Raw genomic sequence first — 21975 nt, 5'->3', positions numbered from 1 at the left:
GGCAGATGCACAAACATTCTGTAATGATGCTACTGTTTCAGATCTTATGGCTACAGGTACTGATGTAATGTGGTATGCTGATGAAACCGGTGGATCTCCACTTGCTTCAGATGCTGCACTTGCTACAGGTACTTATTATGTATCGCAAATGATGAATGATTGTGAAAGCCCACGCGTTGCTGTTGCGGTTACTGTAAATGTAACTCCGGCACCAGTGGCAGATGCACAAACATTCTGTAATGATGCTACTGTTTCAGATCTTATGGCTACAGGTACTGATGTAATGTGGTATGCTGATGAAACCGGTGGATCTCCACTTGCTTCAGATGCTGCACTTGCTACAGGTACTTATTATGTATCGCAAATGATGAATGATTGTGAAAGCCCACGCGTTGCTGTTGCGGTTACTGTAAATGTAACTCCGGCACCAATGGCAGATGCACAAACATTCTGTAATGATGCTACTGTTTCAGATCTTATGGCTACAGGTACAGATGTAATGTGGTATGCCGATGAAACCGGTGGTTCTCCACTTGCTTCAGATGCTGCACTTGCTACAGGTACTTACTATGTATCGCAAATGATGAATGATTGTGAAAGCCCACGCGTTGCTGTTGCGGTTACTGTAAATGTAACTCCTGCACCAATGGCAGATGCACAAACATTCTGTGGCAGTGCTACTGTTTCAGATCTTATGGCTACAGGTACAGATGTAATGTGGTATGCCGATGAAACCAGTGAAACTCCACTTGCTTCAGATGCGACACTTGCTACAGGTACTTACTATGTATCGCAAATGATGAATGATTGTGAAAGCCCGAGGACTGCAGTGAGTGTTACTATTAATAATACTCCTGCACCAACAGGAGATGCAGCACAAACCCTTGAAGAAGGACAAACCCTTGCTGATATAGCAGTTGACGGTGAAAATGTGATATGGTATGCTTCTGCAGAAGATGCAGCCAATCATGAAAACGCACTTGATTCGGATACTTCACTTATGGAAGGCGTAACCTATTACGCTACTCAGACCATGAATGGTTGTGAGAGTAATGAATCTCTTGCGGTTACTGTATCTATAACTTTAAGAACAGATGTATTTGTAAAAACTACACTTACGTATTATCCGGTTCCTGTAATTGATGTATTAAATCTTGAAAGCAACCAGGTAATAACACGTGTAACACTTATAAATATGCTTGGCCAGGTAGTTTTTGACAAAAAGTTAAACGCTACTACAGCACAGGTAAATTTAAGTGTGGTTGAAGGCGGAAATTATATAATGCATGTAACTACTGAACGCGGTGTTAAAACTGTGAAAATAATAGTTAATGACAGACTATAATCTGATAGCTTTATATTAATGAAAATGCCGGCTGATTCAGCCGGCATTTTTTATTTAAAAATAATTACAAAATATTATGATTCATAAAACTCCAGTGGAAGCCCGTCGGGGTCAGCAAAAAAAGTAAATTTTTTACCAGTATAGGCGTCAACCCGAACAGGTTCGCTTGCTATATTATTTTGAGAGAGCCATGCTATTGCCGTATTAATATCCGGCACAGCAAAAGCAAGGTGGCGTAACCCCAAAGCTTCCGGTTGTGATGGCCTTTCAGGCCGGTCTTTAAAAGAAAAAATTTCAATAATATATTCACCATTAAGAGCAAGGTCCAGTTTATATGAGTCCCTGTCTTCACGGTAATTTTCGGCTACAATAGTTAACCCCAATATTTTGGTGTAAAATTCTTTAGAAGCCTCATAGTTGCTACATATAATAGCAATATGGTGTACTTTAGATATGTGTATCATTGTTAATCGTTATTACAAATCCACCATTGGTTACCAAAAGGATCTTCAAACCCTCCGCTGTAACCGTATTCCTGCTTTTCAGGTTTTCTAAGAGGCGTGGCCTTGTGTGCTATGGCTTTATTATATACGCTATCTACATCTTCTACATATATAAAAATGCCACAGGTTTTAGTGCCCCATTGCTCATTGCTTTGCGCAAACATTATAACGGCATCATTAATTTTTATTTCACCATGCATAATCCCCCTGCCATCTTCACCGGGAACAATAAGCTGTTCGTGTGCATCAAAAACGTTTTTTGTAAAGTCGAAAAAAGCCACAGCATCATCCACAATAATGTAGGGCATAACCGGTAGGTATTGGTTTGGTATCGTCATATATTTAAATTTTTGGTTGTTATAAAAATAATTATTTTTATAACAACCTTATGTATAATTAAATATAAATTCTGAAGAGCTTTATTGACTAATTAAAGATTAAAATAGTTTGTAACCTACAATTATTCCAATTGAAGAATGGTCTGCGCCCCACTCTGAAAGGCTGAAAATACTCCGGTTAAAACTATAACGGGCTTCAACAGTAAAGTCACCGTAACCAAAACCGGCGCCTGCCACCACATTTGATGATTTTTCTAAATCGGTACTCCTGCTTATTGAGCTGTATTGCGTGGTATAATGATAATCAATAGTACAATCGCCTACGTTTACTGAAATAAGGTAACCCGCATCTACAAAAAATTTAGACTTATCGTTTAAAAACATGTGATACCGTATGCCTACCGGTATTTCAACAAACTGGTATTTAATGTTCCATTCAATATGCTGCGTTTTAGAATAATCTTTTCCGCCGCTATTTTCGTAGCTTTGGTAATTAGGATCTATAAATAAAGACCATTTATTATTATTGAAAGGCAAAACAACTTCTGCTTCAGCACCCAGGCGTAATACCGCTTTAGTATCAAAATCAAAATCCCGCTGTAAATTTTGTATTACATAGGCTGATACCGATGTAAAGGCTACACCGGGAGTAATCCTTACATGAAATTGTTCTTTTGTCGGACGGCTTATTTTTTTAAACTCTGTGGCGTTATTGCCATTATATTCTAAAAAAAGTTTTGTAAGCGATTTGGCCTCATATTCAACTTTTTTATAACGTTCAGTATCTGTTATCCGGTCCTTCATTAAAGTATAAAGCTGGCCTTTATAATCTGTATTATAAGCTACTGCATTGCCAACCATGTAAGGCTTATAAACCAACTGCTCAGCCATACCCAAAGGGGTGCTTGTAAAAAAACGGATCAGGTTAGCATCTTCATATTTAAATAATGTAATATCGCCTTCAACAAGTACCCTGAGATAAATTGTTTCCGTTTGCCAATCCGGTTCTTTATGCTGGCTCATCCTGCTCATGTTTTCAGTAGCCCTGTCAAGGGCTACAGTATGGCGTATAAATTTAGATACATTAGTAATGCCAAATTCTTTTACCTGCTGCATAGTTGCAGTTTTAGGCTCACCGGTTTCGGTTACTTTATATTCAAAGTTTACAGGGTTACTTTTCCAGTCTTTATTTTTTATAAGACAGTTTGTGGCATTACCATTATTATCTATAAAATAACCTGGTTCATAATGGGTTTGCGCAAAAAGGGTAACTGCTGAAAAAAGCATCAGCAGGGTATATATTTTTTTCATGGTAAGTTGGTTCAAGAGTTGAAAAAAGAGGGGTATTAAAATATTTTGTATCCTATTATAATATTTAAAGATGAGTATTCTGCTCCGAAGTTGTCATAATTATGCAAAATGCCCCGCTCAAAGCCATAACGTGCTTCTATACTGAAATCGCTATAACTAAAACCTAATCCGGCAGCAAAATTTGTGGTTTTTGTAATGTTATCATTTTTTAAAGAATACCCCGTGCTGCCTACACGCTCAGGAAAAGTATATTGGACATAGGAATCGCCCATATTAAAACTAAAAACATAAGCGATATCTATAAAAAATTTAGATTTATTATTTAAGTACATATAATAACGCGCGCCTACCGGTAATTCTAAAAACTGATATTTTAGTTCCCAATCCGGGGTTACATAATTAACTCCTTTAGTTCCTTTTTTTTCGCCTTTATATGCCTGATAGTTAGGGTCTACAAATAAAGACCATTTGTTATTATTAAAAGGTAACAATAATTCTGCTTCTGCCCCTATACGCAATACTGGCTTAGTATCCATATCGATACCCGCATTGGTATTAGAAGATTGGTAAACAGAAGACGACACAAAGCTTATGCCTGGCGCAAATTTTACATGAAAACTGGATTTGTTTTGCCTGCTGCTAAGGTTATTAACCTGGGTTTCTGCATTGCCGTTATATTCTAAAAATAATTTTACAAGTGACTCTTTATTGTATTTTATGTTTTTGAAACTTTTAATATCCTGTAATTTGTCTTTCATTACATTATAAAGCTGCCCTTTATATGCGGTATTGTAAGCAACGGCACTACCGGTTTTATACGGTTTGTAAATAAGCTGTTCAGGCACTTCCATGGTTTCTGTTATATAAAAGTAGCGCACCAGATTGCCATCTTCATATTGATATAAAGTAATTTTACCCTCAACAAGCGCTTTTAAAAAAACAGTCTCTTTTTTCCAGTCCGGCTCTTTAATGACGCTTAAATGGTTAACATCGTTAGGAGCCCTATCAATATCTATACTATACCTGATAAATTTATAGGTATTATTTACATTAAATTCCTTTACATCATTTATATGGGCTTTTTGTACCTCACCAGCCTCGGTAAGCTTATACTCAAAAGATTCGGGATTGTTTTTCCAGGCAATGTTTTTAATAAGGCATTGTGTGGTTGCATTTTGGTTATTAATAAAATAGCCTTGCTCATAATGTGTTTGTGAAAAACAATGCAGCACAGATAGCAATACCAGTGCCAATAAGGTTTTTTTCATTGTTTGATTGAATTTGTTGGTGCTGCAATATAGATAAAATTTAATATTGCAAACAACGAAAAAAATATAAAAACAGGTTTTACTTAACGCTCAAAAACCTTAACAATATCATTAGATGTATTTGTCCTGATTACCAGGTTGTTTTTGTCAAAAGCAAAGATTCCCTGTTTCATGTTGTCAATAAATAATACCTTATCATTTTCTTGTTCTGCAATCCTATATATATAAGTACCACTGGGTACGCCGGCATATATATTTATTGCACTTGGGGTAGAAACACTGTTTTGAACAGTAATACTGTTTTGTGCAGTATTAAAAATCCATACAACATCATCCTCATCAAAATCCATTTCTGCACCTTCTTTGTCGGCGCTGTGTTTTAAAACCCACATACCGTCAATTGTTTTTTCCTGCCCGTCATCTTCACTACAGCCTGAAAAAAATAATCCTGAAAATAATATGCATAAAAATACGATTCTCATATACTTCTCTTTAAATCAATTGTTTAAGATTTAAACTGAGGGCTAATTTATGAAAAAATTAAGATATACAACGTTTTAGCAGAATTTTTTTAGCTGACATTATTTAAAATATAGATAATCCCGTTTCAATTCATCCTTTTAAATCAACAGTTCGGTATATATATTTATGCTAAAAGTAAACCCCGTTACATCTTTGCTGTGCAAAACAAAACAGCCATGAAACAAACAGTTACTTTTTTATTTTTTATTATGGTACTACTCCCGGTAGCAGCCCAAACAACCCTGTCTGGTCAGGTAACCGATAAAAAAGGTTACCCCATAGCTACCGCTAATGTGTATATTGAAGGTACCTATGACGGGGCAGTTACTAACTCTGACGGAAACTTTTCATTTACTACACAGTCCACAGGGATGCAAACAATGGTTATTACCTTTCTTACTTTTGGGGATGTACGCGAAAGTATAAGTATAGAAGATTATAAGCCGACGGTTTTTATACTGAAACCATCAGAAAACACGCTGGATGCCGTGGTAATTTCTGCTGGAACCTTTAGTGCAGGCGATAACACTAAGGTAAATGCACTTAATGCATTAGATATTGTTACCACGGCAGGTTCGGCAGGTAATATAATAGCTGCATTGCAAACATTGCCGGGCACCCAGACGGTAGGTGAAGATGGCAGGCTGTTTGTGCGCGGGGGCGAGGCTGATGAAACCCAAACGTTTATTGATGGGGTACGCGTGGCACAGCCGTATGGCGCTACTGCCAACAATGTACCGGCCCGCGGGCGTTTTTCACCATTTTTATTTAAAGGGATGACCTTTTCTACCGGGGGGTACTCGGCGGAATACGGAGAGGCGCTTTCCAGTGTATTGTTGCTTAATACTATAGACGAGGCAGACCAGGACAAAACCGAAATATCAGTAATGACGGCCGGCCTTGCGCTGGGAAATACCCAAAAATGGGAGAAAAGTTCTTTAAGCTTTAATGGAGCTTATATGAATTTACAGCCTTACCAATGGTTAGTACCCCAAAAGCTGGACTGGAACAAGCCCTACCAGAATTTTTCGGGTGAATCAGTTTACCGTTACCATTTTAACAGCGGCCTTTTAAAAGTATATACTGCTTTTAGCCGTACAGATTTTGACCTGAACCAGAAGGATATTAACCAGCTGCAGCCGGCTAGGGTAGATATGGTAAATGATAACCTGTATTTTAATACCTCTTACAAAGGCATGTTTGGTACACAATGGACAATAAACACAGGAGTATCATACGGGTACAGCCATAATGCCATAATGCTTAACAAAAATACCGTAGATAACGGTGAACACAGCGCCCACCTGAAACTTAAACTTACCAAGGGCTTCACAAGGCATTTTAAGCTGAGTTTTGGCAGTGATTACTTTATAACTGATTTTAAAGAAGACTATGCCGAGCCTACGGGGTTTACATTTAACAGCGGATATAATAATGGCATAGCTGCAATATATACGGAGGCCGATATTTTATTTTCAAGCAAATTTGCCTTAAAGGCCGGGTTAAGGGGGTCACATTCTGATATTGTAAATGTAACAAGCCTTGAGCCACGTATTGCCCTAGCGTATAAGGCAGGTAAAAAAGGGCAGTTCTCTTTGGCATATGGTGATTTTTACCAGACCCCAAGGCAGGATTACCTCAAGTATGATAAAAGCCCTGAGTATGAAAAAACGGCGCACTACATTTTTAATTATATGTATAATGGCGACGGGCAAACGTTTAGGGCAGAATCATATTATAAAAGTTATGATAACCTGGTAAAATACAACACATCCACAGCACAATATAACAGCGTATATAATAACAACGGTTATGGATATGCCAGGGGTATAGACTTGTTTTGGCGCGATGCCAAACTGTTTAAAAACACAGAATACTGGGTTTCCTATTCCTATATTGACAGTGAAAGGGATTATAAAAATTATGAAAAACAGGTAACGCCCAACTATATAGCCACCCATAACCTTTCGGTGGTAACTAAATACTGGATAACCAGTTTACGCTCCCAATTAGGGGTAACGTATAGTTTTAATTCAGGGCGGCCGTACAATAACCCTAATCAGGCTGCTTTTATGGATGCCCGTACCAAAAGCTATAACAATCTTAGCCTAAGCTGGGCATGGTTGTTCACACAACAAAAAATCGTGTACTTTTCGGTGTCAAATGTACTGGGTACTAACAATGTGTTTGACTATACTTATGCAGATAATCCCGGCGCGGACGGACAGTTTGCCCGCCACGCCGTTACACAGCCTGCCGACCGGTTTTTCTTTGTGGGCTTTTTCTGGACAATAAGCAATGATGAAACCTCTAACCAGCTTGATAACCTGTAATTAACCCGGATGCAGCCATCCTGCTTTTAACAAAAAGCGGCACAATATATGCACAGTTACAGGCATGAAGAAGAATGTAATAATTTACGGACTTTCGGCGCTTGCTGTGTTGCTGTTAGTAATATCATGCCCGGGATGCTCCGGTATTAAAGCAGGCGTAAACAAAATTACCGATGCTTTTACCAACCCTACTGCCCGTGAGGTATATGCCCGTGAATTTGACGGTAATAAAAACGAGCTGGCGCAGTGGGAGGCTGCTTATGCTGCTGCACAGCATGACAGCCTTGAAATACCGCTGCCTTATGGCGAAAAAGGAACGTTTAGCCCCTACCGCAATTTTGTTTATAGTTATACTATAAACCTGCAGGAGGGTGAGGTTTTGGAGGTTGCTGTTGATAAAGATTCACTAAGTCAGCGAGTGTTTATAGATGCTTTCCAAAAAAGGGATGCTGATTTTGAGTTAATGGAAAGCAGCAAGCCTGGTGAAACCAGCCTTAGCGTACCAATTAAAGAAACCGGTATGTATAAAGTTATATTGCAATCTGAAATGGCTGCTGCTACCGGCTTTCTTATTACTATAAATAAACAGCCACTATTTGATTTTCCGGTGGCAGGCAGGGGCAATGCCGATATTGGCAGCTTTTGGGGTATGGAGCGCGACGGGGGCAAACGCCGCCACGAGGGTATTGACATTTTTGCACAAAGGGGCACCCCCGTAGTAGCCGTTACCGATGGCGTAATAGGCTATACGGGTGAGCGTGGGCTTGGCGGCAGGCAGGTGTGGCTGCGTACAGCTGTTTTTGGCAGCTCATTATATTATGCCCATCTTGACAGTATAGCCGTAACCAATGGCCAGCGTGTAACAACAGGTGATACCCTGGGCTTTGTGGGTAATACGGGCAACGCACGTTTTACACCACCTCACTTACATTTTGGTATTTATAAACGCGGCGCGGTAAACCCGTTGCCCTATGTGTATAAAACTGGTGAGGTAAATAAAACGGGGTATCCGCAGAGTTTTACTACGGCAAGCCTGAGTGTAAAAAGCCGCGCCAACTTAAGGCAGGGGCCTTCTACGCAAACCAAGGTTATAGATACACTTTCTGCCAACGATACTGTTGCGCTGCTGGGCCAGCATAATGACTGGCTCCATATACAAACACCCGGCGGGCAAAAAGCTTTTTTACATAAAAGCCTGGCAAATAAACTTGAATAAGCCTTTTAAAACCGCTTCAGTATTTCTTTTACACTGTTTATATAATTTCCTCCAAAAGCATATGCATGAAATAACAATGGGTATAGCTGGCTATAGGGCAGGCGTTCCTGCCAGTTTTGCTCTAAAGGGTAAACTTCATTATACCCCTCATAAAATTTTGCCGAAAAACCTCCGAAAAGCCGGCTCATGCCCAAATCCATTTCACGGTGCCCGTAATATACTGCCGGGTCAATAAGCGCAGTATCTTCATTTTCAAGGCTTATATAATTGCCCCCCCACAAATCGCCATGCAACAGTGCTGGCACCTCATCAGGAAATAACTCCCCAATGCGGCTGCAAAAGTTTTCAGCAGCAACCCTGTTTTCTTTATAAAACGTGCGGTTATCTACAATTAATTTTACCAGGGGCATAATGCGGCATTCGGTGTAAAAATCCTGCCAGTTGGTGTGCTGTGTATTAGGCTGCCGCCAGGTGCCCAGATAATTATCTTCCGTAAAACCAAAAAAAGGCTGTGGCTTTTGATGCATAGTAGCAAGCTGGCGGCCAAATTTCACCTGAGATTCAGGCGTTTCATTACCGGCTTGCAACCACTCTAAAATCAGGTATTGGTAATTGTCAGATTCACCATAGGTAACCACTCGTGGTGTTTTTAATATATCAGACTGGGCAAGGCTTTTAATTCCATTAGCTTCTTTTTTAAATAGTTCAGGATATTTTATTAGTGAATTTACTTTCATGAAAAAGTTTCCTTCAACTGCTTCAAGTTTATAAGTCTTATTAATATCCCCACCGCTTACAGCGGTAGTTTTTAAAATTTTAAAAGGTAATTTTGATAATATTTTGTTCATTTAGTAATTTTTTAACCGGATGCAATGGTTGCTCCAAAAGTACAGAAAATTACAACTCATCCTCTTGATTCTACAATTCGGTAACACTCTTTTTATATACTGTGATATTGTGTGCAAATTTGCTTCATCAAAAACAACAATAACCTTTTAATTTATTAATTATGATACGATTATTTATTATGTTAGTGGTATTGGTTACCAGCACAGCAGGGGCACAAACCCAGTATGAAACCGGCATGCAAAAAGCTTTTGGGCTTTGGCAAGAAGGAAAACCGGCAGAAGCTTCGGCACTTTTTGAGCGTATAGCTGCTGCCGAAAAAGATAACTGGCTACCGTATTATTATACGGCATTAGTAAATACTACTGAAGCTTTTACTACTAAAGATAAAGAAACAGTAAAGGCATTGCTAACCAAGGCGCAGGCTGCACAAGATACTGCTATGTATCTCTCTATGGATAATGCAGAGTTGCTGGTAATGCAGGCGCTTATACATACCGCATGGATAACCTATGACCCTATGACAAATGGTATGAAGCTTAGTGCAAAAGTAAATGAACTGTATGCCAAAGCCAGTAAGATTGCGCCGGAAAACCCAAGAGTAGTGCTTAATAAAGCCGAATTTGAAATGGGTTCTGCCAAATACTTTGGCACTGATACAGCCCCGATTTGCAAACAGTTGGAACGTGCTGTTACACTTTTTGCTAACTTTAAGGCAGAAACACCTTTTCACCCAAACTGGGGTAAAGAGAGGGCAGAAGCCATGTTGCAGGAATGTAATAAGTAACAGGAATGTAATAAGTAATACGTTTTAAAATAAGCTATGAAAACCATTTTTAAAGAATTGTTTAAGTCAATAGGGCTGGGCCTCATCATCTTTTTTGTATTGCTTGTGGTAAGGCTGGCAACTGGTGCTGCCATAACCATAGATTATGCCCTGTTTGTAAACTTTCTTTATACAATGCTGTACAGCATAACGTTGTATATGGCTAACATGTTGGTTTTTTTAGGTTTAGACAGGTTTTGGAAAGGTAACCGTGTTTCTTTAAAAAGGCTGGCAACGGGTTTTGCAGTGTCATTGATACTATCGTTACTTATAATATTGCTGCTGCGTATTTTTGAGGACATTGCTATTGAAGGGCAAAGCTGGCAAGAGTTTTGGGCAGAAGAAACGTTAGCCGAATATTATGTTGCCATGATTATTACTATAGTAATCACATTTGTTATACATGCCTTTTACTTTTATAAGAGCTACCAGGAGAATAAGGTAAACCAGCAAAAAATTATTGCCGGAACGGCATCAGCAAAATACGAAAGCCTTAAAAACCAGATAGATCCCCATTTTTTGTTTAACAGCCTTAATGTATTAAGCTCTTTAATTGAAGAAAATCCTGAGAATGCCCAGCGGTTTACCACATCTCTTTCTAAAGTGTACCGCTATGTGTTAGAACAAAGGGATAAAGAGCTGGTTAGTGTGGAAGAAGAACTTGCCTTTGCAAAAACGTATATGAACCTGCTTAAAATGCGGTTTGAAAACAGCGTTTTTTATGAAATGCCCGAAAAACTACCGGACCCCGAAGCTAAAGTAGTACCACTTTCGCTACAGTTGTTGCTGGAAAATACCATTAAGCACAACATAGTAAGCCAGCAAAAGCCATTGCATATAAGGATTTATGAAGAAAAAGGATACCTGATAGTGCAAAATGATTTTCAAAAGAAAGAAATAATGCAGGGCAGGCGTGGTGTGGGGCTACAGAATATTATAAGCCGCTATGCCATAATAACTAACCGCAAGGTGCTGGTAGAGCAGACTGAAAAATATTTTACTGTAAAACTACCGGTATTAACTAAACAAGTAACTATTATGGAACCTTTATATACACCCAATGAAAGCGAAAACGCTTATTTAAGGGCACAGAAAAAAGTAGAAGATATTAAAGGCTTTTACGGTAATTTATTTTCTTATATACTTATAAATACAGGCCTTGCCATATTTAACGCAATTGTAAGCCCACAGTACTGGTGGTTTTTATACTCTGCAGTAGGCTGGGGTATAGGCGTGGTGATACACGGGCTTACAGTATTTAATTTTATGCCGTTTCTGGGATCTGACTGGGAAGACCGTAAGATTAGGGAGCTGATAGAAAAAGAGCAGAATAATAAATGGAAGTAACCAATAAACTGATTTATAATGAATATTAGTGAAAAAGATGCTTATAGTAAAGCAAAGAAAAAGGTAAAAGAAATTAAGGGTTTTTACTACCACCTAACTTGTTATTGTGCTACCATGCCCATTGTTATTTATATAAACCTAAAATTTGTACCTGGGTTTCACTGGTTCTGGTTTTCTCTATTGGGCTGGGGGGCAGCAATACTAATTCATGGCGTGGTGACTTTTGACCGGTTTCCATTTCTAGGAAAAGATTGGGAAGAACGAAAAGTTCAGAAGATGATGGAAAAGAAACGTAATAACAATTGGGAATAATTTTTAAATTATAAAATCATGTATAATTCTGAAAATGAATATTATGACTATAGCTTAGCAAAAAAGAAAGTAAAGAAAATTAAAAGTTTTTATTACCATCTTACCTGTTACTGTATTATTATACCAATCATCATTTTTGCCAACCTGATGTTTGATCCCCAGTTCCACTGGTTTTGGTTTTCTCTTTTGGGTTGGGGTACGGGGCTACTGATACACGGGCTGACGACTTTTGATTTTTTACCCTTTTTGGGTAGAGACTGGGAAGAGCGTAAGCTGAAAGAACTTATAGAAAAAGAACAACATAAAACTAAATTTTAATAATGGAAAATTCATCAGACCAGTATAGAAAAATGGAGCGGGCACGCAAAAGAGTAAAGGCTATTAAAGGATTTTATAAACATTTTACCATTTATATTATTGTTAATATGCTATTACTTATTGTCCATTGGTTAACAATGGAACCTGGTGAGCAGTTTTTAACCTGGAATACTTTTACGACGGCATTTTTTTGGGGTATAGGCCTGCTTTGCCATGGGTTTGCAGTATTTGGTACCGATTTTTTGTTTGGTGCCGAATGGGAGGAGCGTAAGATTAAAAAATATATGGGGGAGGATAACACTAAACACAAAAAATGGGAGTAATCTTAAAAGTCATAAAGTCATAAAAATATAAAGCCGGTAAACTCCCAAATAACCTACAACTAAGAACCATAAACAAACAACCAAGAACAATGAATGTTATTATTATTGAAGATGAAAAACCGGCGGCAAGATTGCTGCAACGCAAACTGCAAAAGCTGGACATAGCTACTGATGTTATGCTGCATTCGGTTGAAGAAGCAATAGCTTGGTTTTCATCCAACCCTCAACCCGATCTTGTTTTTTTGGATATACAGCTTTCTGACGGGCTTTCGTTTGAAATATTTGATGCCGTGCCCATAAGCAGCGCTATAATTTTTACTACAGCTTATGATGAATATGCCCTGCGTGCCTTTAAACTGAATAGTATAGATTACCTTTTAAAACCTATTGATGAAGAAGAGCTGGAGATAGCCGTAAAAAAATATAGGAACCTTAAAACGGAACCCCAAAAGCTGATGTTGGATTTTAACCAGATAAAGAATATGCTGGTAAACCCTGTTGATAAAGATTATAAAAAACGCTTTACCATTAAAATGGGGCAGCGCCTTAAAATGATTAATGTAGAAGATGCTGAATGTTTTTACAGCGAAAATAAAGGCACGTACATACATACTACAGACAATCGCGATTACCTGCTTGAACTAACCCTGGAGCAACTTGAACAGGAACTGGACCCAAAGCAGTTTTACCGCGTGAGCCGCAAGCATATTGTTTCGGTAAATGCTATTAAAGATATTGTTGTATATACCAACAGCCGCCTTAAAGTAATGTTGCCTACCTATACTGCCGATGAGGTTATAGTAAGCCGCGAAAGGGTTAACGATTTCAGGGAGTGGCTGGGATGAGTATGTCGTTAACAGTTTTTAGTTTACGGTTAACAGTTTACAGAAAAGTATTACTGTTGTTTAAAAATCCCAAGAAAATTTTGTATGTAGGGTAGGGGTTGAAATATCTTTCACACTTTTCACACACGATGTTTAATTTTTATCCATTTTGTGAAACAAAAAGGGTTTTTCGCCCTTTTTAAGTTATGGATAAAAAAAAACTGTTCGGCAAACAAATATGCTGTTTACAGAACAGTTTTAGAACTGTGGTTTGTGCTTTGAAGGAAAAGGTTTATTCAAACAGAGACATAATCTCTTTTTTGGCTTTGCCTACTTTCTTTTCAACGCGTCCCCACATTTCATCTTCCTTACCTTCTTCGTACGTTAGGTCGTCGTCAGTAAGTTCTCCATATTTTTGTTTCAGTTTTCCTTTCATTTCATCCCAGTTTCCGCGGATTTCTGTTGAATTTGGCATAATATTTTTATTTAAGTGGTTATTAATTATAGTATAAAGTTACACCTGTAAAACCATAAAAGCCAAACCTTTGGGATAAGTTTAACCCACTGTGAACAAAATCAAAAAATCCCAATCGCTACCGATTGGGATTTTAAATATAAGGAATAATTATTTCTTATTTCCTGCTAATGGCTTTTTCGGCTGCCGCTATAATTGCATCGCTATTCAGGCCGTATTTATCCATAAGCTGGGCAGGGGTGCCGCTTTCTCCAAAGCTGTCGTTTACCGCTACAAACTCCTGTGGCACAGGGTTTTTAAGCGATAGCACACGGGCAACGCTCTCACCAAGCCCACCAAGTATATTGTGTTCTTCGGCAGTAACCACACAACTTGTTTTACCAACCGATTTTAATATAGCTTCATCATCCAGCGGCTTAATAGTGTGTATGTTAATTACCTCTGCTGATATACCTTTTGCTTCCAGCGCTTCAGCAGCCAACAGGGCTTCCCAAACCAGATGGCCGGTAGCCACTATGGTAACATCGGTACCCTCGTTAAGCATTACTGCCTTGCCAATAACAAACTCACCGTTTTCAGGCGTAAAGTTAGCCACGCTTGGGCGGCCAAAACGCAGGTATACCGGGCCATGGTGATCGGCAATAGCAATAGTAGCTGCTTTTGTCTGGTTATAATCACAGGTATTAATAACCGTCATACCCGGCAGCATTTTCATAAGGCCTATATCTTCCAGTATCTGGTGCGTAGCGCCATCTTCACCCAGTGTAAGCCCGGCGTGAGAGGCACATATCTTCACATTTTTATCAGAATACGCAACACTCTGGCGAATCTGGTCGTACACCCTTCCGGTAGAAAAGTTGGCAAATGTACCGGTAAACGGTATACGGCCCCCAATAGTCATACCGGCTGCCATACCAATCATGTTAGCTTCGGCAATACCTACCTGAAAGAAACGCTCCGGGTGGTTCTTTTTAAAATCATCCATTTTAAGCGAACCAATAAGGTCAGCACACAAGGCTACCACATTAGGGTTAGTCTGCCCAAGTTCTGTAAGGCCGGCGCCAAATCCTGAACGGGTATCTTTATTTCCTGTATTTGTATATTTTTTCATTTTATTTCAGAATTGAGTAATTAGATTTTAGTATTTAGATATGAATATTGAGCAGATTCTATTGTCTCTCATTTATTATCTGAAATCTCTATACTAAAATCTCATATCTATAAATTAATAATCGCCCAGTGTACTTACGTTTTGCTCAATTGCTTTTGCAAGCTGCTCATCATTAGGCGCTTTACCGTGCCATGCGTGGGTGTGCATCATATAGTCTACACCGTTGCCCATTTCTGTATGCAACAGTACTACTACAGGGCGTCCCTGCCCGGTTTTGGCCTTGGCTTCCTGCATGCCAGCAATAACAGCTTCTATATTGTTTCCTAACAGTATTTCTACAACATCCCAGCCAAAAGCTAAAAATTTAGCGCTAAGGCTTCCCATAGGCAATACCTCGTCAGTAGGGCCGTCTATTTGCTTGCCGTTAAGGTCTACTGTGGCAATGAGGTTATCTACTTTGTAAGCTGCAGCATACATGATAGCTTCCCAGTTCTGGCCTTCCTGTAGTTCGCCATCACCATGCAGGGTGTATACCAAATGGTTATCGCCGTTAAGTTTTTTAGTTTGTGCGGCACCAATGGCTACGCTAAGCCCCTGGCCCAGTGAGCCTGAAGCAATCCGTACGCCTGGCAGGCCTTCATGTGTGGTTGGATGTCCCTGTAGCCTTGAGTTCAGCAGGCGGAAGGTAGCCAGCTCACTTACAGGAAAATATCCGCTGCGAGCCAGTACACTATAAAAAACAGGAGAGATATGCCCGTTAGAAAGGAAGAAGATATCTTCATCTTTACCATCCATATCCCATCCCTCTTTGCGCTCCATAAGTACCTGGTAAAGCGCTACCATAAATTCGGTACAGCCAAGCGATCCGCCCGGGTGGCCGCTGTTTACAGCATGTACCATACGCAGGATGTCGCGTCTTACCTGAAAGGTTAAGTCGTTAAGTTGTTGTATTGTAGGTTTCATTTGCAAATGATTGAATTAGACGCGGCAAAAATAGGCTGAATTTTAATCAGGGGCAAATGAAATGTTAAGGAAAAGGCAGCTAAAGACTTTATTTTGTAAGTGTTTATGGTACACAAAAAATATTATTTAGCCATTATATTTATTTACAGTGTCATACCGTTTTCTTTAAATCCGCTCGCACGGCATAGTTTTTGGTATAAATGAGGGTAATTTGCCGCTGTTAACTATTCCGTAATATTATCGGACTTTTTAGCATGTTATTAAATATAATTTTGCAAACAATATAAGCTACAATTATTGGCAATACACTGTTACAGATAAATGAAATGGAAATTTATTAATAATGTTTAAAGTTGTAAATCTGTACTATACAAAATGAATTTTAACTTAATTATCAATAAATAAACCAAACATGAAAAAAATTCTTTTTTCGCTATCAGCATTATTGGCTTTTGGCTTTGCTCAGGCACAGGATGACACAGACTCTAATGGATTTTCTAAAGGGGATGTTTTCTTTTCGGGGACATTAAGTTATTCTAGCCAGAAAACAGACGATGTTAAGTCGCATACATTTACTGCCGCACCTGCTGTAGGCTATTTTGTAACAAATAATATTGCTTTAGGAGTGGCATTCGGGTACACAAACTCTGAAAATAGTTATCTAAGCTATAGTAACATTGTATCAACTGATGATGTTATATCAGCGGGTGTTTTTGGCCGCTATTATGTAAATCCATCTAATAAATTCAATTTTTTTGCTGAACTAAACGTTGCTTATGTTCATGCCAAAGTAGAGCAACAGTCAACATATAATTATGACCCAATGTTTCCTCAAACTATAAATTATAATTCTAATGGCTTTGGCATTGGACTTGCACCCGGATTTAATTACTGGATAAGTAATCATTTTGCTTTAGAAGCTAATATCGCCCTTGTAAATTATAATTCGGTAAAGCCTGATTTTGATGGTGCAGAATCCACTGATTCATTTGATATTGGTATAGATTTTAGTAATATTAATTTCGGACTTATTTACAAATTTTGATTTTCACTAGTCATACAATAGTGACTACAGGATTAATAAATATAAAATATTTTTTTAGGCAGAAGTAGCTACATAGTTACTTCTGTTTTTTTATAGATTTTATTTTAATGCTGTTTGCAAATGTATTTGATTAGGATTCAGTATATTGTTTGACTAGTGTGGCCGGCTATATTGCATTTATTTATTGCCTCTGTTATCAGTTTGTTCATTAAGGTAATTCAAGATGATACGTATCAATCATAAGTACATGTTTTAATGCCCTTTATTCTTTTACATGCTCAAGCCGATTCTCTAAATTGTTCCTTTCAAAAAAATTATATCCTAGGTCAAGTGCTTTATCACCATTGTCAGGTAATGAAAAGTAACGTCCATCTGTATAAATAGCTTGTATGTGGCTATCAAAGAAAATTTTCAAAGAAAATTTTTTATCAAAAAATGTATCTGTTATTTTAGCTTTCTGTATTTCTGTGAACAACAAAAACATTTCCGATTTAGTAATTTTCCCTTCTGTTTTATCTTTTCTAAAATATATCTGACCAACTGGGAAGTTCTCAAACTGCACAGTTTTATTTTTATACTTTAATTCCTCAATAAGATGCCTTAATGGTAAGTAAGCCCAAATGAATTCTGAGGGTGCAGCTTGACCATAATCTTCTATGGTTTTTATTATAGTATTGTTTTTTATAAATGTAATGTCTATTGTTTCATCATCTGTATGGTCTGCATAATAATGGTCATCAAGATTTTCGAAAGCTGCTTTTTCAAATCCGGTCAAAATGTTATAGAACTTATCTACCGAAATCTGGGCGGAATAAAAGCCCTCTTTTACAGAATATTCAGTTCCCATATATAACACATTTCCTTTTGAATCAATACTTAATGCTTCTATAGGGCAAGTTCCGTAACAGCCCGATGATGAGATTATAATCTGGTCAATATTACTTTCATCGGTTTTAGTATAATTAACACGGGAAAATTTCTTGTCTAAATTATCTCCAAATTTTATAGCCAGTGTATCTGATGAAATATCTGTTAATTTATAGCATTCCCATTTTTTATTTATGGGGTTTTGAAGCTTAAGGCTGTCATCTTCAATTAAATATTTTGATTTACCTGAATAATATGCCCAATCACCGTATTCATTGTTTTTTTCTGCAGGAACATAATACTTCCTGTTTTTACATTCGTATGTTCCATCTTCATAAAAAGAGTATCCTAATGCCCCAATCAGAGGTGGAGCGGGGAGTTTATTTTTTTTATAATATTGTTCATTAAATGCCTTTGCTTCAAACTTCCAGTCACCAATAATTTCTTTAGCAAAATGGTTGCTTTTTTTATTGCATGATACAAATAGAAGTAAAAAAGGGATGATTATTATATACGGTTTCATATCAGTTGGTTTGGTACTTCAAATATACACTTTAAGACTTTACTACTTTTGACTTTATGACTTCTTTACATCTCAAATCTAAAATGTATCTTTGCAGGCTGTAAAAGAGTGTGATGAAATTTGACCTGATTACCAAAGACCCGCAAACTAAAGCCCGTGCCGGAGAAATAACAACCGACCACGGCACAATACAAACCCCCATATTTATGCCGGTGGGTACTGCGGGCACCGTTAAGGGCGTGCACCAGCGCGAACTGAAAGACGATATTAACCCCGATATTATACTGGGCAACACCTATCATTTATATTTGCGTCCGCAGCTTGATATCTTAGAGAAGGCAGGCGGCCTGCACAAGTTTATGAACTGGGACCGCCCCATACTTACCGATAGCGGCGGCTACCAGGTATATTCGCTTTCGGCAAACCGTAAGATAAAAGAGGAAGGGGTAAAGTTTAAAAGCCACATAGACGGCTCATACCACTTTTTTTCTCCTGAAAGTGTAATGGAGATACAGCGTACCATTGGCGCTGATATTATTATGGCGTTTGATGAATGCACTCCTTACCCGTGCGATTACCGATACGCCAAGCGCTCTATGCACATGACGCACCGCTGGCTGGACCGCTGTATTGCACACCTTGATAAAGTGCCATACAAGTATGGTTACACTCAGGCATTTTTTCCTATAGTGCAGGGCAGTACCTATACCGATTTAAGGCAGGAGTCATCCGAATATATTGCCAATGCCGGTGCGGTGGGCAACGCCATAGGGGGGCTTTCAGTTGGTGAACCCGCTGAGGAAATGTATGCCATGACCGATGTAGTGTGCAACATACTGCCCGAAGATAAACCCCGTTATTTAATGGGGGTGGGTACGCCCATAAATATTTTAGAGAACATTGCCCTGGGTATTGATATGTTTGACTGTGTGATGCCAACCCGTAATGCGCGTAACGGTATGCTGTTTACGGCAAATGGCACCATAAACATAAAAAATAAAAAATGGGAAGATGATTTTAGCCCGATAGACGAAATGGGTATTACTTTTGTTGATACCGAGTACACCAAGGCTTATCTGCGCCACCTGTTTGCCGCTAATGAGTATTTGGGCAAGCAAATTGCCACCATACACAATTTAGGGTTCTATATGTGGCTGGTGCGCGAGGCACGTAAGCATATTATAGAAGGCGATTTTCGCCAGTGGAAAGAAATGATGGTAAAAAATATGAGCCAGAGGCTTTAAATTTATAGTTGCCGGTTATAGTTTGTTGGTTGTTTGAAGCTACCGGCAACAAGAAACTGACAACCAACAACCAAATAGAAATGAAAATAATAGACTGGTACATACTAAAGCGTTACTTAGCTACTTTTTTTGTAATGCTATTTATGTTTATCCCCATTGGGATTGTGATAGACGTATCGGAAAAAATCAACAGGATACTGGAAAATGATGTAGCCTTTAGTAAGGTGGCACAATATTATGTTGATTTTACTATCTATTTTGCCAACCTGTTATTTCCTATATTCCTGTTTCTTTCGGTTATATGGTTTACCAGTAAACTCGCCAATAATACCGAAATTATAGCCATACTAAGTTCCGGTATTTCGTTCTTCCGGTTTTTACGCCCGTATATTATAGGAGCTACCTTTATATCATTGCTGGCGCTAGCTATGGGCTTTTATTTTGTGCCTAAAGCCAGCAAGGGTTTTAACGATTTTCGTTACACCTACCTGAGTAACAGTAAAGAAATACGCCAGACTACCGATGTATACAAGCAGATTAGCGACAGCGAGACCATTTATGTAAGCAGTTTTAGTTATGCATCGCAAATGGGGTATAACTTTAACCTTGAAAAAACTAAAGGTAATAAGCTGTTATACAAAATAACCGCCAATACCATAAAATACAATAAGGAAGACAGTACTTATACACTTTCCGGCTATAATAAACGTATAATAGGGGAGTTGAATGACGAACTGATTTCAGAAAACACCAAGAAATTTAAATTTAATTTTGAACCTGATGATCTTACCCCGGCGGTGTATGCCGCAGAAACCATGACCCTTGGCCAGTTAAACCGCTTTATAGAAAGCGAAAAAAAAAGAGGGTCGGGCAATATAAGTGCGTATCTCGTTGTAAAATATAAAAAGTACAGCTTACCCGTATCTGCCTTTATACTAACAGTTATTGCAGTAGCAGTATCAGCCATGAAACGCCGTGGCGGTATGGGCATCAACCTAGCGTTGGGTATTGCACTAGCATTTATCTTCATCTTTTTTGATAAAGTTTTTGGTACACTTGCCTCAAAGTCAGACATGTCACCCCTTATTGCCGTATGGATACCCAATATTACGTTTGGTATACTGGCAATAGTACTATTACGCAATGCCAGGCGATAGGCAAAAAAATTATCTGCAACTACATTTTATAGTCTTCATATGGGGCTTTACCGCTGTATTGGGCAAACTCATTACACTGGAGGCATTACCCCTGGTGTGGTACCGCATGCTTATTGCAGTACTGCTGGTATTTGGCTACGCAAAAATCAGGCACATATCATTAAAGTACAACACCAAAACACTCATAAGCTTCATACTGTCAGGGCTTGTTATTGCCCTGCATTGGTTTACCTTCTTTTTGGCCATAAAAGTGTCTAATGTATCCGTTACGCTTGCCTGCCTTTCGTGCGGGGCATTTTTTGCCTCCCTGTTTGAGTCGGTCTTTTATGGACGTAAAGTTATTGGTTATGAACTGGTTTTGGGCTTAATAGTAGCCTTGGCGCTGGGTACCATTTTATACGGCAGGCAGCTTATTTTTGGCGATGACACCCCTTTGTTTGCAGAAGATCCTTCTGGGCATAAGCCAAATATAGTGCTTGGGGTAATTATAGCATTGATATCCTGTGCGCTTTCTGCATTTTTTGCTATAATAAATGGCAGGCTTGCCAAACTCTACAATCCGGTAGCCATAACGTTTTATGAACTGGCGGGCGGTGTATTTTTTATTTCGGTTTACCTGTTTTTTAACGGCAGCTTCTCAAAAAGTTTCTTTGCCCTGCGGTGGTCAGATATCATGTGGCTGTTCCTGTTAGGTTCTGCCTGTACTGCCTACGCCCAGATAGCCGCCGTAAAAGTGATGAAGTTTATAAGCCCGTATACCATGATGCTTACCATAAACCTGGAACCGGTTTACGGTATAGCCATTGCCCTCTTTGTTTTTAAAGATAGTGAGGCTATGGGGCCATCATTTTACATTGGCGCTTTTGTTATTTTATGTACTGTGATAATCAATGGAATATTAAAAAATAACATACGTTTTAAAAAGTAATTAGCAAGGTTTTGTTTTAATCTTCAGCTA

General features: G+C 38.6%; 23 protein-coding genes. 13 read left to right on the top strand and 10 right to left on the bottom strand.

What is annotated here, in order from left to right:
- A partial coding sequence (locus ABS766_RS07730; protein WP_408084557.1) for an Ig-like domain-containing protein occupies window positions 1-1345 on the top strand: 1345 nt, incomplete at its 5' end.
- 74 nt (window positions 1346-1419) lie between these two features.
- On the opposite strand, the gene gloA2 is transcribed toward ABS766_RS07730, so the two are convergent.
- The 5 genes from gloA2 to ABS766_RS07705 form a co-directional block, all read right to left on the bottom strand.
- Window positions 1420-1809, bottom strand: a complete 390-nt coding sequence (gene gloA2, locus ABS766_RS07725) for an SMU1112c/YaeR family gloxylase I-like metalloprotein (protein ID WP_408084556.1) — start codon at window positions 1807-1809, stop codon at window positions 1420-1422.
- Window positions 1810-1811: 2 nt separating this feature from the next.
- Window positions 1812-2186, bottom strand: a complete 375-nt coding sequence (locus ABS766_RS07720; RefSeq protein ID WP_408084555.1) for a VOC family protein — start codon at window positions 2184-2186, stop codon at window positions 1812-1814.
- Between the two features lie 99 nt (window positions 2187-2285).
- On the bottom strand, window positions 2286-3497 hold the full coding sequence (locus ABS766_RS07715; protein WP_408084554.1) for an outer membrane beta-barrel protein: 1212 nt from the start codon (window positions 3495-3497) through the stop codon (window positions 2286-2288).
- 35 nt (window positions 3498-3532) lie between these two features.
- On the bottom strand, window positions 3533-4765 hold the full coding sequence (locus tag ABS766_RS07710) for a porin family protein (RefSeq protein WP_408084553.1): 1233 nt from the start codon (window positions 4763-4765) through the stop codon (window positions 3533-3535).
- 83 nt (window positions 4766-4848) lie between these two features.
- Window positions 4849-5247: a lipocalin-like domain-containing protein gene (locus ABS766_RS07705; protein WP_408084552.1), complete on the bottom strand. Its 399-nt coding sequence runs from the start codon at window positions 5245-5247 to the stop codon at window positions 4849-4851.
- 216 nt (window positions 5248-5463) lie between these two features.
- On the opposite strand from ABS766_RS07705, the gene ABS766_RS07700 reads away from it, so the two are divergent.
- Together ABS766_RS07700 and ABS766_RS07695 are read left to right on the top strand one after the other, a co-directional pair.
- Window positions 5464-7620 carry a TonB-dependent receptor gene (locus tag ABS766_RS07700; protein WP_408084550.1) on the top strand — a complete coding sequence of 719 codons (2157 nt, stop codon included), beginning with the start codon at window positions 5464-5466 and terminating at the stop codon, window positions 7618-7620.
- 64 nt (window positions 7621-7684) lie between these two features.
- Complete coding sequence (locus ABS766_RS07695; RefSeq protein ID WP_408084549.1) at window positions 7685-8836, top strand: peptidoglycan DD-metalloendopeptidase family protein; 1152 nt, start codon at window positions 7685-7687, stop codon at window positions 8834-8836.
- 5 nt (window positions 8837-8841) lie between these two features.
- Here the strand turns inward: ABS766_RS07695 and ABS766_RS07690 are convergent, their stop codons facing one another.
- Window positions 8842-9684 (bottom strand): fructosamine kinase family protein, encoded by an 843-nt coding sequence (locus ABS766_RS07690; protein WP_408084548.1) that lies wholly within the window; start codon window positions 9682-9684, stop codon window positions 8842-8844.
- A 161-nt stretch (window positions 9685-9845) separates the two neighbouring features.
- Here ABS766_RS07690 and ABS766_RS07685 point away from each other — a divergent pair, with 161 nt between their 5' ends.
- The 6 genes from ABS766_RS07685 (at window position 9846) to ABS766_RS07660 (ending at window position 13653) form a co-directional block, all read left to right on the top strand.
- Window positions 9846-10469 carry a hypothetical protein gene (locus ABS766_RS07685; protein ID WP_408084547.1) on the top strand — a complete coding sequence of 208 codons (624 nt, stop codon included), beginning with the start codon at window positions 9846-9848 and terminating at the stop codon, window positions 10467-10469.
- A gap of 36 nt (window positions 10470-10505) precedes the next feature.
- Window positions 10506-11855, top strand: coding sequence for a histidine kinase (locus ABS766_RS07680; RefSeq protein ID WP_408084546.1), 1350 nt, complete (start codon window positions 10506-10508; stop codon window positions 11853-11855).
- 18 nt (window positions 11856-11873) lie between these two features.
- A complete protein-coding gene (locus ABS766_RS07675) occupies window positions 11874-12167 on the top strand; it encodes a 2TM domain-containing protein (RefSeq protein ID WP_408084545.1) in 294 nt (97 codons plus the stop codon).
- A gap of 18 nt (window positions 12168-12185) precedes the next feature.
- Window positions 12186-12485, top strand: coding sequence for a 2TM domain-containing protein (locus ABS766_RS07670; RefSeq protein WP_408084544.1), 300 nt, complete (start codon window positions 12186-12188; stop codon window positions 12483-12485).
- 2 nt (window positions 12486-12487) lie between these two features.
- Complete coding sequence (locus tag ABS766_RS07665; RefSeq protein ID WP_408084543.1) at window positions 12488-12808, top strand: 2TM domain-containing protein; 321 nt, start codon at window positions 12488-12490, stop codon at window positions 12806-12808.
- Window positions 12809-12897: 89 nt separating this feature from the next.
- Window positions 12898-13653, top strand: coding sequence for a LytR/AlgR family response regulator transcription factor (locus tag ABS766_RS07660; RefSeq protein ID WP_408084542.1), 756 nt, complete (start codon window positions 12898-12900; stop codon window positions 13651-13653).
- A 271-nt stretch (window positions 13654-13924) separates the two neighbouring features.
- Here ABS766_RS07660 and ABS766_RS07655 read toward each other — a convergent pair whose 3' ends face one another.
- The 3 genes from ABS766_RS07655 to ABS766_RS07645 all read right to left on the bottom strand — a co-directional run bounded on the left by ABS766_RS07655 (window position 13925) and on the right by ABS766_RS07645 (window position 16181).
- Entirely contained in the window at window positions 13925-14107 is a 183-nt protein-coding gene (locus tag ABS766_RS07655; RefSeq protein ID WP_408084541.1) for a CsbD family protein, read from the bottom strand.
- A gap of 157 nt (window positions 14108-14264) precedes the next feature.
- Window positions 14265-15218, bottom strand: coding sequence for a transketolase family protein (locus tag ABS766_RS07650; protein WP_408084540.1), 954 nt, complete (start codon window positions 15216-15218; stop codon window positions 14265-14267).
- Window positions 15219-15332: 114 nt separating this feature from the next.
- On the bottom strand, window positions 15333-16181 hold the full coding sequence (locus tag ABS766_RS07645) for a transketolase (RefSeq protein ID WP_408084539.1): 849 nt from the start codon (window positions 16179-16181) through the stop codon (window positions 15333-15335).
- A gap of 412 nt (window positions 16182-16593) precedes the next feature.
- On the opposite strand from ABS766_RS07645, the gene ABS766_RS07640 reads away from it, so the two are divergent.
- Window positions 16594-17226 carry an outer membrane beta-barrel protein gene (locus ABS766_RS07640; RefSeq protein WP_408084538.1) on the top strand — a complete coding sequence of 211 codons (633 nt, stop codon included), beginning with the start codon at window positions 16594-16596 and terminating at the stop codon, window positions 17224-17226.
- A gap of 262 nt (window positions 17227-17488) precedes the next feature.
- On the opposite strand, the gene ABS766_RS07635 is transcribed toward ABS766_RS07640, so the two are convergent.
- On the bottom strand, window positions 17489-18616 hold the full coding sequence (locus ABS766_RS07635) for a DUF6438 domain-containing protein (protein ID WP_408084537.1): 1128 nt from the start codon (window positions 18614-18616) through the stop codon (window positions 17489-17491).
- Window positions 18617-18729: 113 nt separating this feature from the next.
- Between ABS766_RS07635 and tgt the strand changes: the two genes are divergently transcribed.
- From tgt to ABS766_RS07620, 3 genes are all read left to right on the top strand, one after another.
- Window positions 18730-19860 (top strand): tRNA guanosine(34) transglycosylase Tgt, encoded by a 1131-nt coding sequence (gene tgt / locus ABS766_RS07630; RefSeq protein WP_408084536.1) that lies wholly within the window; start codon window positions 18730-18732, stop codon window positions 19858-19860.
- 80 nt (window positions 19861-19940) lie between these two features.
- Entirely contained in the window at window positions 19941-21017 is a 1077-nt protein-coding gene (locus ABS766_RS07625) for an LptF/LptG family permease (protein ID WP_408084535.1), read from the top strand.
- Entirely contained in the window at window positions 21004-21945 is a 942-nt protein-coding gene (locus ABS766_RS07620) for a DMT family transporter (RefSeq protein WP_408084534.1), read from the top strand. Before ABS766_RS07625 ends, ABS766_RS07620 begins: the two co-directional genes overlap by 14 nt.
- Window positions 21946-21975: the final 30 nt, after the last annotated feature.

Source organism: Flavobacterium rhizosphaerae, assembly GCF_046000445.1.
Taxonomy (GTDB): Bacteria; Bacteroidota; Bacteroidia; order Flavobacteriales; family Flavobacteriaceae; genus Flavobacterium; species Flavobacterium rhizosphaerae.
The sequence above is the reverse complement of the archived record's forward strand: the minus strand, read 5'-3'. Positions and strand labels throughout refer to the sequence as shown.